This is a genomic window from Sunxiuqinia sp. sy24 (assembly GCF_052677165.1).
In genome coordinates, this window is record NZ_JBQYLH010000032.1 from 1 (window position 1) to 13197 (window position 13197).

At 41.8% G+C, this 13197-nt stretch carries 12 protein-coding genes and 1 tRNA gene; 3 read left to right on the forward strand and 10 right to left on the reverse strand.

The features are described from left to right. The 3 genes from ACUNWA_RS18790 to ACUNWA_RS18800 all read right to left on the reverse strand — a co-directional run bounded on the left by ACUNWA_RS18790 (position 1) and on the right by ACUNWA_RS18800 (position 1163). Positions 1–77: transfer RNA gene (locus ACUNWA_RS18790), tRNA-Arg, on the reverse strand. 65 nt (positions 78–142) lie between these two features. Then, positions 143–439, reverse strand: coding sequence for a thiamine-binding protein (locus ACUNWA_RS18795; RefSeq protein ID WP_445593472.1), 297 nt, complete (start codon positions 437–439; stop codon positions 143–145). Continuing rightward, entirely contained in the window at positions 420–1163 is a 744-nt protein-coding gene (locus tag ACUNWA_RS18800; RefSeq protein ID WP_445593473.1) for a hypothetical protein, read from the reverse strand. Before ACUNWA_RS18800 ends, ACUNWA_RS18795 begins: the two co-directional genes overlap by 20 nt. A gap of 143 nt (positions 1164–1306) precedes the next feature. Between ACUNWA_RS18800 and feoB the strand changes: the two genes are divergently transcribed. Continuing rightward, a complete protein-coding gene (feoB, locus tag ACUNWA_RS18805) occupies positions 1307–3763 on the forward strand; it encodes a ferrous iron transport protein B (RefSeq protein WP_445593474.1) in 2457 nt (818 codons plus the stop codon). A gap of 248 nt (positions 3764–4011) precedes the next feature. On the opposite strand, the gene rpe is transcribed toward feoB, so the two are convergent. After that, positions 4012–4665: a ribulose-phosphate 3-epimerase gene (gene rpe / locus ACUNWA_RS18810; RefSeq protein WP_445593475.1), complete on the reverse strand. Its 654-nt coding sequence runs from the start codon at positions 4663–4665 to the stop codon at positions 4012–4014. A 72-nt stretch (positions 4666–4737) separates the two neighbouring features. After that, the gene (locus ACUNWA_RS18815) at positions 4738–5604 is read right to left on the reverse strand and encodes a sigma-70 family RNA polymerase sigma factor (RefSeq protein WP_445593476.1); all 867 of its coding nucleotides are present in this window, start codon (positions 5602–5604) and stop codon (positions 4738–4740) included. A gap of 366 nt (positions 5605–5970) precedes the next feature. On the opposite strand from ACUNWA_RS18815, the gene rho reads away from it, so the two are divergent. After that, positions 5971–7695 (forward strand): transcription termination factor Rho, encoded by a 1725-nt coding sequence (gene rho / locus ACUNWA_RS18820; RefSeq protein WP_445593477.1) that lies wholly within the window; start codon positions 5971–5973, stop codon positions 7693–7695. Positions 7696–7753: 58 nt separating this feature from the next. On the opposite strand, the gene ACUNWA_RS18825 is transcribed toward rho, so the two are convergent. Genes ACUNWA_RS18825 through ACUNWA_RS18835 form a run of 3 tightly spaced genes read right to left on the reverse strand, consistent with a single transcriptional unit; the run spans position 7754 to position 10975 of the window. Next, positions 7754–9547, reverse strand: coding sequence for an aminopeptidase P family protein (locus ACUNWA_RS18825; RefSeq protein WP_445593478.1), 1794 nt, complete (start codon positions 9545–9547; stop codon positions 7754–7756). Next, a complete protein-coding gene (locus ACUNWA_RS18830; RefSeq protein ID WP_445593479.1) occupies positions 9534–10064 on the reverse strand; it encodes an NUDIX domain-containing protein in 531 nt (176 codons plus the stop codon). The genes ACUNWA_RS18825 and ACUNWA_RS18830 overlap by 14 nt, the downstream gene beginning before the upstream one ends. After that, a complete protein-coding gene (locus ACUNWA_RS18835) occupies positions 10064–10975 on the reverse strand; it encodes an alpha/beta hydrolase (protein WP_445593480.1) in 912 nt (303 codons plus the stop codon). Before ACUNWA_RS18835 ends, ACUNWA_RS18830 begins: the two co-directional genes overlap by 1 nt. A gap of 110 nt (positions 10976–11085) precedes the next feature. Between ACUNWA_RS18835 and ACUNWA_RS18840 the strand changes: the two genes are divergently transcribed. Beyond that, positions 11086–11724 carry a LysE family translocator gene (locus ACUNWA_RS18840; protein WP_445593481.1) on the forward strand — a complete coding sequence of 213 codons (639 nt, stop codon included), beginning with the start codon at positions 11086–11088 and terminating at the stop codon, positions 11722–11724. Here the strand turns inward: ACUNWA_RS18840 and ACUNWA_RS18845 are convergent. Together ACUNWA_RS18845 and ACUNWA_RS18850 are read right to left on the reverse strand one after the other, a co-directional pair. Next, the gene (locus ACUNWA_RS18845) at positions 11705–12124 is read right to left on the reverse strand and encodes an acyl-CoA thioesterase (protein WP_445593482.1); all 420 of its coding nucleotides are present in this window, start codon (positions 12122–12124) and stop codon (positions 11705–11707) included. The genes ACUNWA_RS18840 and ACUNWA_RS18845 overlap by 20 nt on opposite strands. Before the next feature lie 5 nt (positions 12125–12129). Next, complete coding sequence (locus ACUNWA_RS18850; protein WP_445593483.1) at positions 12130–12933, reverse strand: SDR family oxidoreductase; 804 nt, start codon at positions 12931–12933, stop codon at positions 12130–12132. Between the last annotated feature and the right edge of the window lie 264 nt (positions 12934–13197).

Consider the following 13197-nt stretch of genomic DNA (forward strand, 5'->3'; position numbering starts at 1 on the left):
TGGTGAACCTGAAGGGACTCGAACCCCTAACCTCCTGATCCGTAGTCAAGTGCTCTATCCAATTAAGCTACAGGTCCCTTGCTAAATGCGATGCAAATATAGTACATTTTTGAGAAAACAATCAAATTATTTTGACCTTTTTTTATTTGTATTTTCGCATTTTATCGTTGATGGTCACATCTTCTTGAAACACAGTTTGTATTTTCATGTAGGTCATCAATTTTTCTGTGCCATTATTTTTTAGTTGCTGATGAATTCGTTTAACTAGATTCATTAATTCATCAAATTTTCCTTCAATAACGGTTTCAAAAGGGCATACCTGGTAGGTCAAGCCCGACTGTTGAATAAGTTTAATAGCTACATCAACCAAGTCGTAGCTGTTTTTTCCTTCTGCCTGGGGTAGTACTTGCAGCGCCAGGTTAATTTTGTTCTCTGTCATGTCTGTTTTTATTTATAAATTCTTGCAACTCGTCGAGTGCTAATTTTTTTACATTGGTGATAATCACATCTTCACTTAAAAAGTCTCCATATTGGTTACATTCATCAATGAACGATTTGAAAATTGTGTGTAGGTTCTGCTTAAGCGGAAACAAAAAAACGGCAGTAGCAATGTTGCCATGAAAATCGATTTCTTCCAATTCGCCTTCACTTTCATTCAGAAAAAAGCGAAACTCGCTCTCAAGCAGTTTGCGCTGGGTCTCGTTAAAAGAGCAGTCTGAGTCGTTATGACTCATGGCTACAAAATAGCGGATATTTTGTCCCTTGCCACCAAGCCCAGTCGAAATAAACACCTGTTGCTCGCCCAGTAGCGAACTTTGAATTACCATCCGGCTTTCTTGAAGGGCTAGTACAGACCAGCTTTTAATTTCATTGGATGCTTGTTTGTGAAAGGCTTCAATGGTTCGAAAAGCTTCCACATCATCAAGTCCGGCCAATTTAACCAGCAACTCTTTCTTGTCTTCCAAGCTTATTTCAGGATTGTACAAATCTAATTTAGCTTGGGCAAGCAGAGTATCATCGGGCGTGGTGTTGCGTTGCTTACGAGCCATGTCGAAATAGGCCATCTGCAGCTCAATGTCGATTTGTTCTTCCAGGATACTAAACTCTTCAGGTAGTTTATTTATGGCATCCTGTATGTGTTTTAAGTGATCCTCGTCTTTCATTTCGATTTCCTTCTGTTTACAAAGTTAACGTAATCCAAAAATCAGGCACGGCTTTTCCCGTATTTTTCAATTCTTTTTAAAAACTTGAATATCTTTGCATCGTTATTTTAATTTAATTCAAATTAGCATAGAGGAAATAGTGGGTGAGGCTTTCTGAGGTAAAAAATAATGAAACGGTAATAATAACCAAGGTTTTAGGACATGGATCTTTCCGTAAGCGGATTATGGAAATGGGATTCGTTCGGGGAAAAGAGGTCAAAGTCATTAAAAATGCTCCTTTCAAAGGACCTATTGAATTCAAGATTTTGGACTACAATATTACTTTGCGTCGATCTGAAGCCAGTTTGATTGAAGTAATATCGGTACATGAAGCGGAGGAGCAGATAAATAGTAGCTTTGATGGTGTTATTGACCAGGATATCCTAAAAAAGTCGGCCTCAGATAAAGGGAGGATCATTAACATTGCCCTTATTGGAAATCCTAATTGTGGAAAAACCACCCTGTTTAATTTTTTATCCGGATCAAAAGAACATGTGGGGAACTATAGTGGGGTGACCATTAGTGCCAAGCGTGCTTCCTTCAATAAGTTTGGCTTCCAGTTTAATCTTGTTGACTTGCCCGGAACGTATTCGTTAACAGCGTATTCTCCGGAAGAAATTTATGTTCGAAAGTATATCTGGAAAGAAACACCCGATATTGTTATCAATGTGGTTGACTCCTCAAACCTGGAGCGAAACTTGTTTTTGACTACGCAACTGATAGATATGGATATCAAGGTTGTGTGCGCTTTGAATATGTACGACGAATTGTTGAAAAATCAAAGTAATTTCAATTATGAGAAGATGGGGGAAATGATGGGAATTCCCATTATTCCCACGATTAGCTCGAAAGGCAAAGGGATTGATGATCTGCTAAAGAAAGCGATAGAGGTTTATGAAGACCGTGATCCGATTGTTCGCCATATCCATATTAATTACGGACAAGAGATTGAAAAGTCTATTCAGCGAATCCGGGTCAAAGTCAAAGAGAACAAGCCTATTGCCGATAAAATATCATCTCGGTTTATGGCGCTGAAGTTATTGGAAAAGGATAACGAAACACTGTTTAATTTATCTCGTTATTCCAATTTCGACGAAATAAAAGCGATTACCAAAGAAGAGTCTAGGCGCATTGAAACGCTCTATAATGAAGATAGTGAAACGGTTATTACCGACTCGAAATATGGGTTTATTGCTGGAGCCCTGAAGGAAAATCTAAAGCAGAAAGTGAATTCCGGGAAATCCCGCTCAGAAAAAATAGATCATTTCCTGACGCACCCTTTGTTGGGGATGCCCATTTTTATTGTGCTCATTTTTATTGCGTTCTACAGTACGTTTACTTTGGGAAGTTACCCGATGGGGTGGATTGAAAACCTGGTGACCGGTCTTAGCGGGTTGGTTTCTTCGCTAATGCCTCCCGGAATGCTGCACGATTTGCTGACCAATGGAATCATCGACGGCACCGGTAGCGTGTTGGTTTTTTTACCCAATATTTTGATCCTGTTTTTTTTCATCTCCATTATGGAAGATTCCGGCTATATGGCTCGGGCAGCTTTCATTATGGATAAAATCATGCACTATTTTGGATTGCATGGTCGTTCTTTCATTCCGATGGTGATGGGCTTTGGCTGTAATGTTCCGGCCATTATGGCTACCCGCACGTTGCGTAGCCCGAGCGATCGCTTGCTGACGATGCTGATTATTCCATTTATGTCGTGTAGCGCCCGATTACCTGTATATGTCCTGTTTATTTCGGCTTTCTTTCCAAGTAATCCGGGACTCGTTTTGGTGGGTATTTATTTTACTGGAATCTTTATCGCTTTTTTGGTTGCTCAGCTTTTTAATAAGGTCATTTTCAAAAGCAAAGAAACTCCATTTGTATTGGAGCTTCCACCTTATCGGATTCCGACCTTCCGCAATGTGTTGATTCACATGTGGGATAAAACATGGCAGTATCTGAAAAAAATTGGTGGTGTTATTTTAATTGGAGTAATCATCATTTGGGCTTTAGGTTATTTCCCCCGGCAAAATGCTGAAACAGAAAAACAATCGAATCAAATGGTGCAGTTTCAGGAAGAGGCCGCTAGTAGCGGCCATTTGGAACAAATACATCAACTGCAATTAGAGCAGGAGGCCGCGCGCTTGCAAAACTCTTACTTAGGAAGAATCGGACAGTTTATTGAACCCGCCATGCGTCCGCTTGGGTTCGACTGGAAAATGAGTGTGGCCTTGCTGGCCGGACTTCCTGCCAAGGAAGTGGTGGTAAGCACGATGGGAGTACTCTACCAGGTTGACGATGATGGAGGTGCAAGCCTAACCAAGAAGCTTCGTCAGGAACGTTACTTATCTGGCCCTAAGCAGGGAGAGTTGATTATTTCGGTGCCCGTTGCTCTGGGGTTTCTGATATTCGTTTTAATTTATTTTCCGTGCATTGGAGTAATTGCAACTATTAAAAACGAATCAGGGAAATTATATTGGGCTCTCTTTACAATGTTTTATACGACTGTCTTGGCATGGATTTTAGCATTTTTAACCCTGCATGTTGCCCGTTTCATTTTGTAGAATGCGAACAATTTGAAGGGCCAGACCTTATGCAATACGATGGTACAGGAAATTTTGACATACTTTATTCTGTTGCTCACTTTGGGGATCGTTATCCGAAAGGGATATCAGTTTGTGCGTGCTTTAAACAAGAAAAAAACGAAGTATTCCGAGTCTGATAAATGCGGAATTTGCAGCACAGCATGTTCTCTAAAGGATGTAGGGGAAAAGCAAGCCTGTCCGCCGGGAACAGGCTCTAAAGAAGACTCTTAAAGCGTTTTGAATTTGTTGATTGTCGCAATCGGATCATCTGCCTTAAAAATAAAGCTGCCGGAAACCAGCACATCTGCACCTGCATCGTAAAGGTTGGCACCGGTTTCAAAATTAACTCCTCCATCTACTTCAATTAAGCATCCTGGGTTTTTCGAAGCAATCAACTCTTTTAGTTGCTTAATCTTTTTATAGGTATTCTTGATAAAGCTTTGTCCTCCAAAGCCGGGGTTGACAGACATAATTAATACCATATCCAGGTCAACAATGATATCATCGAGCAAATGGACTGGTGAATGCGGATTCAAACAAACACTGGCTTTCATTCCTTCGTTTTTGATTGAATGAACGGTTCGGTGCAGATGAGGGCAGGTTTCGTAATGCACGGTTAAAATAGAGGCCCCCGCCTTGCGAAAAGGAACAATGAAATTGTCTGGATTCGAAATCATCAGATGTACATCCAGCGGTTTTTTTGCAACTTCTGCAACTTTCTCGATAACAGGGATCCCAAATGAAATATTGGGAACAAAGACTCCGTCCATTACATCACAGTGAATGTAATCGGCTTCACTTTGGTTGAGCATTTCAATATCTGCTTGTAAATTGCCAAAATTGGCTGATAAAATAGAAGGAGCTACAAATCGTGTGGTCATGAATTAATATTTTGCCACAAAGGTAAGTTATATCGGGATTATTTGAAATCCGAAAGTGAAAGAGATTCGTTTTTACTGTCCTAAATAAGCTTTCAACAAGCGATTGCGGTAATTGTTTTTTAGGCGTTTGATCGATTTTTCTTTAATCTGTCTTACCCGTTCGCGGGTTAAATTAAAGATATCTCCAATTTCTTCCAGTGTATGCTGTCGATAACCGCTCAGTCCAAAATAGTATTTCAGTATTTCAGCTTCGCGTTCGCCCAAAGTCATTAGTGTACGCTCAATTTCCTTTTTCAGGGAGCTATCCATCAGGCCATTGTCGGGACTCGGAGATTCATCATTCAGCATGACATCGTACAGGTTGTTGTCATCTTCGTCTCGCATAGGGGCATCCATCGATACATGGTGGCTGGAAACCTTCATCGAATCTTCAACAACTTCTGCTGTGGTTTCCAGGATCTTGGCCACCTCTTCTGCTGTCGGTTCGCGTTGGTATTCCTGTTCGAGTTTGGAGAATGTACGGTTGATTTTATTAATTGACCCAATTTTGTTGAGAGGCAAACGTACAATTCGGGCTTGCTCTGCCAAGGCCTGTAATATCGATTGACGGATCCACCAAACGGCATAGGAAATGAACTTGAATCCCCGGGTTTCATCAAAACGTTCGGCGGCTTTTATGAGACCTAGATTGCCCTCGTTAATTAAATCGGGAAGACTTAGCCCTTGGTTTTGATACTGTTTCGATACTGAAACAACAAAACGGAGGTTCGCTTTGATGAGTTCTTCTAATGCGGCACGATCACCTTTTTTAATCCTTTTCGCTAATTCAACCTCTTTTTCTGCTGTTAACAAATCGACCTTGCCAATTTCGTGTAAATATTTATCTAAGGACAGAGTTTCTCTATTCGTAACTTGTTTGGTAATCTTTAACTGTCTCATGCGGCTTGTTATCAGGTGTTCAGTTAATAAAAAAGAAAGTTAAACAATCATTGTTTTTCTGGTAGTGAAAATAGTTAATAATGTGGGAAAATTATAATTCTCTACATTTATTTCATGAACTGTACGATTTTTGCCTAAAAATGGCTGTTTCACTACATGAATGAACCAAAAAGACGTAATTTTGTTTAGAAAACTATCTTCAGCCCAATTAAAATATTTAGAGAAAATAAAAACTTTTTTGGGGAATAACTACTTATTAGTTATTATTGCAGAATAATTCGAGTTCACTTTATCCAGATAATTTCCAAAAAGACATTTTACTTTTCTCCTCCGAGCATTAATAGATGTAATTAATTTTCAAAAAATATGTATGACATTATTGAATTAAGCAAAAAGTTGGTTCCCGAACTTAGGGATATCGCTAAAGAGCTTAACATTAAGAAGGTGGAATCTTTCAAAAAACAGGACCTGATTTACAAGATCTTAGATACTCAGGCGATCGTCGCTTCTGAGAAGAAATCAGATTTTCCTAAAAAAGAAAGAGGTCCAAAAAACAAAACAAGTCAGGGAGTAGATCCCAAGGCAGATACTAAAAACAAGCCATCCAGCGACGAGGACGATAAACAGGATGGACCAAAGAATAAAAAACGCAAGCGCACTACGGTAATCAAAGCGTCTTCGTTTTTCGATAAGAACCGGAAATCAGGAGACGCTGCTGAAAAGCCCGAAGAAAAGAAAGTCATTGAACTTCAGAATAAAAAGGAAGAAGAACCGAAAGAACAAGCGCAACCTCCGGTTTCAAAAGCGACAGTGACTGTGAAAAAGGCGGAGAAAGGCCCGCAAGAGCAAAATGCTCCAAAACACACTCCGAAAGAACCAAAAAAAGACCAGCAAGAGCGTAAACCTAAGCACCCGAAATGGGAGAATAAGGGCAAGCATGGTAGTGGCGGTTCTGATAAATCATATGAATTTGAAGGAATTATAACCAATTCCGGCGTATTGGAAATTATGCCTGATGGATATGGTTTTATGCGTTCTTCAGACTACAACTACCTCAATTCCCCAGACGACATTTATGTGTCGCAATCTCAAATTAAGCTGTTTGGATTGAAAACCGGGGATACAGTTACTGGAACAATTCGTCCGCCTAAAGAAGGTGAAAAATACTTCCCTTTAATTAAGGTGTTGGAAATCAACGGGCGTACGCCTGATTATATTCGGGATCGTGTTCCTTTTGATCATTTGACGCCGCTTTTCCCAAACGAAAAATTCAACCTGACCGGAAACGGACATGATAACATTTCGACTCGCGTGGTGGATTTATTTGCCCCTATCGGTAAAGGCCAGCGTGGTTTGATTGTTGCCCAGCCCAAAACGGGTAAAACCATGTTGTTGAAAGAAATTGCCAACGCTATTGCCGCCAATCATCCTGAGGTATACATGATCGTTTTGTTGATCGATGAGCGTCCGGAAGAGGTGACAGACATGGCTCGTAGCGTAAATGGAGAAGTGATTTCTTCAACATTTGATGAACCTGCTGAGCGTCACGTGCGCGTTGCTGGTATGGTTTTGGAGAAAGCAAAACGTATGGTGGAATGTGGTCACGATGTTGTGATTCTGCTTGATTCCATTACTCGTTTGGCTCGTGCTTATAATACGGTGGCTCCGGCTTCAGGTAAAGTACTGTCGGGTGGTGTTGATGCTAACGCACTGCACAAACCCAAACGGTTTTTTGGTGCTGCCCGTAACATTGAAGAAGGCGGTTCATTAACCATTCTTTCAACCGCTTTGACGGAAACTGGTTCGAAAATGGATGATGTGATTTTTGAAGAATTTAAAGGTACTGGTAATATGGAATTGCAGCTCGACCGTCGTTTGTCGAACAAGCGTATTTTCCCTGCTGTCGATATTGTTTCTTCAAGTACGCGTCGCGAAGACTTGCTGCTGTCAAAAGGAATGATGGATCGAGTTTGGATTCTGCGGAATTACCTGGCCGACATGAATTCACTGGAAGCGATGGACTTCATTAAAACCAGATTGATGCGGAGTAATTCAATTGAAGAATTCCTGATCTCAATGAATAGTGAATGATAATCCCTTGAGGAATAAGATAGTGAAGCCGTTTGCAACTTGCAAACGGCTTCTTTTTTTAGTGGATTTCCTGAGTTTGTCTCTTTAAAAATTCAAGTTCATCAGGTCCTAGTAAGCGAGCTAATTTGTTGTACACCTTATCGTGGTATTGATTAAGCCAGTCAATTTCTTCTTGAGTCATCAGTTTGGTGTCAATTAATTTCAGATCAATTGGACACAGGGTGAGTGTTTCGAAGCCCAGAAAACGACCGAATGGAGTTTCTTCCTTTTCGGTACAAACAATTAGGTTTTCAATTCGGATGCCATATTCCCCTTCGCGATAAAGACCGGGTTCATTCGATAGTACCATTCCCGGCTTGATGGTTTGTTCGTTATATTCCTGCCGGATGCTCATAGGCCCCTCATGGACATTCAAGAAATACCCGACACCATGACTGGTGCCATGCCCATAGTTCAAGCCGTTTTTCCATAAGTGCATCCGGGCGTAGGCGTCCAGGTTGCTTCCAACGGTTCCTGCCGGAAAGTGAGCCTGACTCAATCCGATCATCCCTTTTAGTACCAGCGTAAAATCACGTTTTTGTTTGGCTGTGGGCTCTGAAAGGGTAATGGTTCGAGTGATGTCTGTTGTACCTCCTAAATATTGACCGCCCGAGTCAAAAAGCAGCATCCCATCTTTGCCAATTTCGTCGGCAGTTTCTTTGCTGACCGAACGATGCACGATGGCTCCGTTGCCATTCAAGCCAACGATTGGGTAGAAGCTGTTCCCTTGAAATCCTTCCTGCTGGGCACGAAAATATTCCAATTTTTCCACCACATCATATTCGGTAATACTTGCCTTGCCGACAGTCTGATCGAGCCAGTGTAAGAGTTTAACCATTGCAGCGCCATCTCTTTTCATGGTCTCCCGAATATGGATAATTTCGAAGGTGGACTTCTGTGCTTTCAGAAGTGTAGGAGCTGAAGTTTGCTCAATAAGTTTAAGCTCTTCTGGAATGGCGACTTTGGCTGCCTGATTTGTTCGGGCCGAATCGACCATTACAATTTTATCTGCTGGCAGCTTGGAAAGGAAATCGAAGAATTCGGTATAATCTATTACCTGAATCTCATCTTCTTGCAGCTTAGCACCTAAATCTGAATTCATCTTTTTTGAATCGACAAACAGTACTTTTTGATTTTCGGACAGGAACGCAAAGCCAACAAATACCGGATTAAAATCAACATCTGTTCCTCTTAGGTTGAAGGTCCAGGCTAAATCATCCAAGGCAGTGATTAAAGTTGCGTTTGCTCCATTGGTTTTCGCAAAGCTTAGTATGTTATTAATCTTGTCAGTCCGCTTGGTGCCAGCGTATTGCAAATCGTGCTCAAAAATGGGGTTGTCTGGCAAGGCGGGGCGGCCTTCCCAATCCGCAGCCAGCAGGTCGCCCGTGTCTTTGAGCGATAGTCCTTCGGCGGCCAACGCACTGCTTAACTGTTTGTATTGATTGATAGACAGACAGGCAAAGTCTGCTCCAACAGTATTACCTGCATTTAGTGTTTCTTGCAGCCACTCCAAAGGCTCAGGAGTGCCGGGCATGCGTTGCTTCATTAGGTCGATGCCTGTTTCTTGCAATTGTTGCTCTGCTTGCAAAAAGTAACGCGAATCGGTCCATAAACCTGCTTTCTCGTTGGTAACAACAACCAGTCCTGCCGAACCGGTAAATCCGCTAATGTAACTGCGGGCCTGCCAATGCGCAGGCATATATTCACTCTGATGAGGATCAGTTCCGGAGAAGTAGCAGGCCTGAACACCTGCTTTTTTCATTTGTGACCGCAGTTGTGCTATTCTTTCTTGTATTTTATCAGATGCGTTCATTTAATTTTTTTAAGATGTTTTTCATTGATTGTGCAGGCAGCTCGTCCATGTTGACTTCTGAAGGATGATGAAACTCGATGGATGCGATGTCGTCCATTGGGGTTAAATCGGAGATTGTCTCCAATTCGACCAGAAAAGCAAGGTCCAGAGTCATCACTTCCATTCCGGCGAAAGGGTAGGTGTTGGGAAAGGAGCAGAAATAGTCCATTTTGTTCACCTTCGTGCCCAGTTCCTCTTGAATTTCCCGGGCAAGTGCATCCTCGGCTGTTTCATTCGGATCGACAAATCCGCCGGGAAAGTCCAGCTGCCCTTTGTGCGGTTCTACAGCTCTGCGAGCCAGCATAATTCTTCCTTCGGGGTCAAAAATAATGGCGGCAACTGCCGCCGATGTGTTAAAGAAATAGTGAAAGCCACAGTGTAGGCAGTTCTTGGATCGGTCGCCCGACTGCCTCAACTGCGTAGAGCCGCAGCTGGGGCAAAATTTAAAAATTTTGTTCGGATGTTGTGCTTCTGTCATTATTTAATTATTTCCATTGATTTTAGCCAGTCGGTAAATAGTGCCGGCCATTTTGCTGCCGGAATGTCCCGGTCGGTCATTCCAAAACCATGCCCTCCCTTGGCGAAGATGTGAAGTTCGGCAGGGATTGCATATTCTTTTAGTGCTCGGTAAAAAGCAATTGAATTTTCGGGAATGACGGCCTTGTCGTCGTCGGCTAGAACAAAAAATGTGGGTGGAGTGTTTTCCGTCACCCATAATTCATTTGAAAATTGTTTGGCGACTGACCAGTCGTTGGTTTCCCCAATCAAATTATTCCTTGAGCCCATGTGTCCAATGCCTTCTTTAAAGCTGATTACGGGATACAACAAGAGCATAAAGTCGGGACGGGCACTGATCTCTTGATAAGGAACAGTGGTTTTGGGTTTTACCCAATCGAAATGCGTTCCGGCAGTTGAAGCCAGATGACCTCCGGCAGAAGAACCGGCAATGCCGATTTTCTGGGGATCAATTTCCCATTCTTGTGTTTTTGAACGAGTAAGGCGAATGGCTTGCAGCGCATCGGTTAATGGAATTTCTGAATTGCCATACGGTAGGCGGTATTTTAAAACAATTCCGGTAATACCCTTGGCTTGCAGGTATTCTGCTATGCGAAAACCTTCGTGGTCGATGGCTTCAATCCAATAACCCCCCCCCGGGCAAATAATGACTGCCGCTCCGGTGTTTATTTCTTTGCTGGGGGGGTATACAAAAAGCTCAGCTTTTGAAATATTCTTGTATCGATAGCTGCCTCTTTCCTGGTAGTAGTTTTCTTCTCCGGGGGGATTGTTTTCATTAGGGGCTCCATCGGGCCACAAATCCAGCTGAAAGTCTTGTGCCATAAGTTGTGTGGAAAGGATAGTCAATAATAAGAATAGTGCTATTCGGTTCATTTTTGTTGTGTGTTTGGTGTACTCTCGTAAAAATACAAATAAATGACATAAAATGAATTTTAGGGGAATTGATTAGGAGCTCATATTCTTCAAATAGTTACTTTTGCACCATGTTTTTTAATTTGTTTTTGACAGGGCTAATTATTGGGGTGGCAGTTTCTATTCCTCTTGGCCCGATTGGCGTGCTTATTATCCAACGGACAGTTAATAAAGACCGGGTTGCGGGTTTTTTATCGGGCATGGGAGCTGCGACTTCCGATGCTATTTATGCCATTGTAGCCGGTTTTAGTTTAACCTGGCTCATTGATTTTATTAGGCAATATCAATTAACATTTCAAACAGTAGGAGCCCTGATTATCTTTTTATTGGGAGTACATATTTTCCTGAAAAATCCGGTGAAAGATATTCGGAAAATGCGAAAGAAAGGCTCTTCTTATCTGCAGGATTTTGTTTCTACTTTCTTAATCACCTTTCCCAATCCATTGGTTATTTTTGTATTTTTGGCGGTATTTGCCAGTTCTGGTATTGTATTGAATATTGCTCGACCTTATCAGTCGTTTTTTATCGTTTTTGGGGTGTTCTCCGGAGCTTGTGCCTGGTGGTTGTTCCTCACGGGATTAGTTAGCTTGTTTAAGCACCGCTTCAATTTAAGGTTGCTTTGGTGGTTCAATAAAATTGCCGGTGTCTTAATCTGGATTTTTGTTATTATAAGCTATGCCTATTCTGTGATTAATCAGTTGGAGATTTGAAGTGAACTTCCATCGCTTGACGGAATTTCTCCGGAATACGGCAGGGCTTGTTCGTGACAGCATCAAAAAAGGCCAGAACCACTTCGCCTGAATTGATCAATTCATTCTGTTGATTATAGATTTCCGTTTTGATTGGGAATTTTACTTTGGGAATAGTTTCTATTATGGTTCGAATTGTAAGTAAATCATCGTAGTAGGCCGACTTCAGGTAATTGATCGATAAGCTTCGTGCCGGAAGTAAGATGTTCGTTTCCTCAATCTCCTTGTAGGAAATACCCAGACTGCGAATCATTTCTGTTCGTCCGATTTCGTAATACCGAGGATAAACGCCATAATAAACGACTCCCATTTTATCGGTATCCTCATAGTAAACTCGTACCTGTGTTTCGTGGATTAGCATGTTGTCTATTTAAAGGGCGAATTTGCTTCCTTTCCCATGTGCATATATGTGAGTTTATCGAGTAAGGCAGGCCAGAACTTTCCTAAGAAAACGGTGAATTTGCCTTCAATGAAAGTCAAGATAATCTCGCGCTTGCGTTTTTTAACGGCATTGGCAATGTGTCGGGCACAGGCTTCAGCAGTCATCATGCTTCCCTCGTTACGCGGGGTTTGCCCTTGCGAACTACCATTTTTTGTTAATGCTGACTCCCTAACTTCGGAGGCCGTAAAGCCAGGAGCAGCAACGAGCACATGGAGCCCCGTTTTGCTATTTTCGATACGCAAGGCGTCTAGGAATCCGCGAATGGCATATTTTGATGCCGAATAGCCTGTCCGGGCAGGAAGTCCGACATAGCCGGCAATAGAAATTACACCTACAACAGTCCCCTTGACCTTGAGAAGATGGGGGATGGCATATTTAGTGCAATAGACCGTGCCCCAGAAGTTAACATTCATTAGCTTTTTGAGAACACTAATGTCTACGTCTGTAAATAAAGCTCGCATAGATATTCCGGCATTGTTAATCAAAACATCGATTCTTCCATAGCAGGCAATGGTTTGATCGATGAGATTTTTGCAATCCTGCTCTAGGCTTACATCAGCCTGAATTGTCAGAATATTGGATTGGGGTAAATCCTTTCTTATTTCATCCAGCCGATCGAGCCGGCGAGCAGCAAGGGACAGAGAAGCTCCACGAGCGGCAAATTCATAGGCTAGTGCTTTTCCTATTCCGGATGAAGCTCCAGTGATTACAACTATTTTGTCTTTCATATTTAAGGAAAATCGATTGCCGGCAAAATTAGCTTTTTTTTTTAGCTTATTGGTGATCTGTCCTTTTTGAAGAAGAAGCCTCTTTTTTTTTACGGTCTAAGTTTCTTAAAATCTTATGTTTGGTTTTTGACGGGCATTCTTTTTGAAAAATCATTGGGGATTTGTTTTGCATTTTAGGTTGAAAAGCATACTTTTGCAACGCCTTTAAAACAAAAAGGCACTACACATGATGACTCAGTAGCTCAGCTGGTAGAGCACATCCCT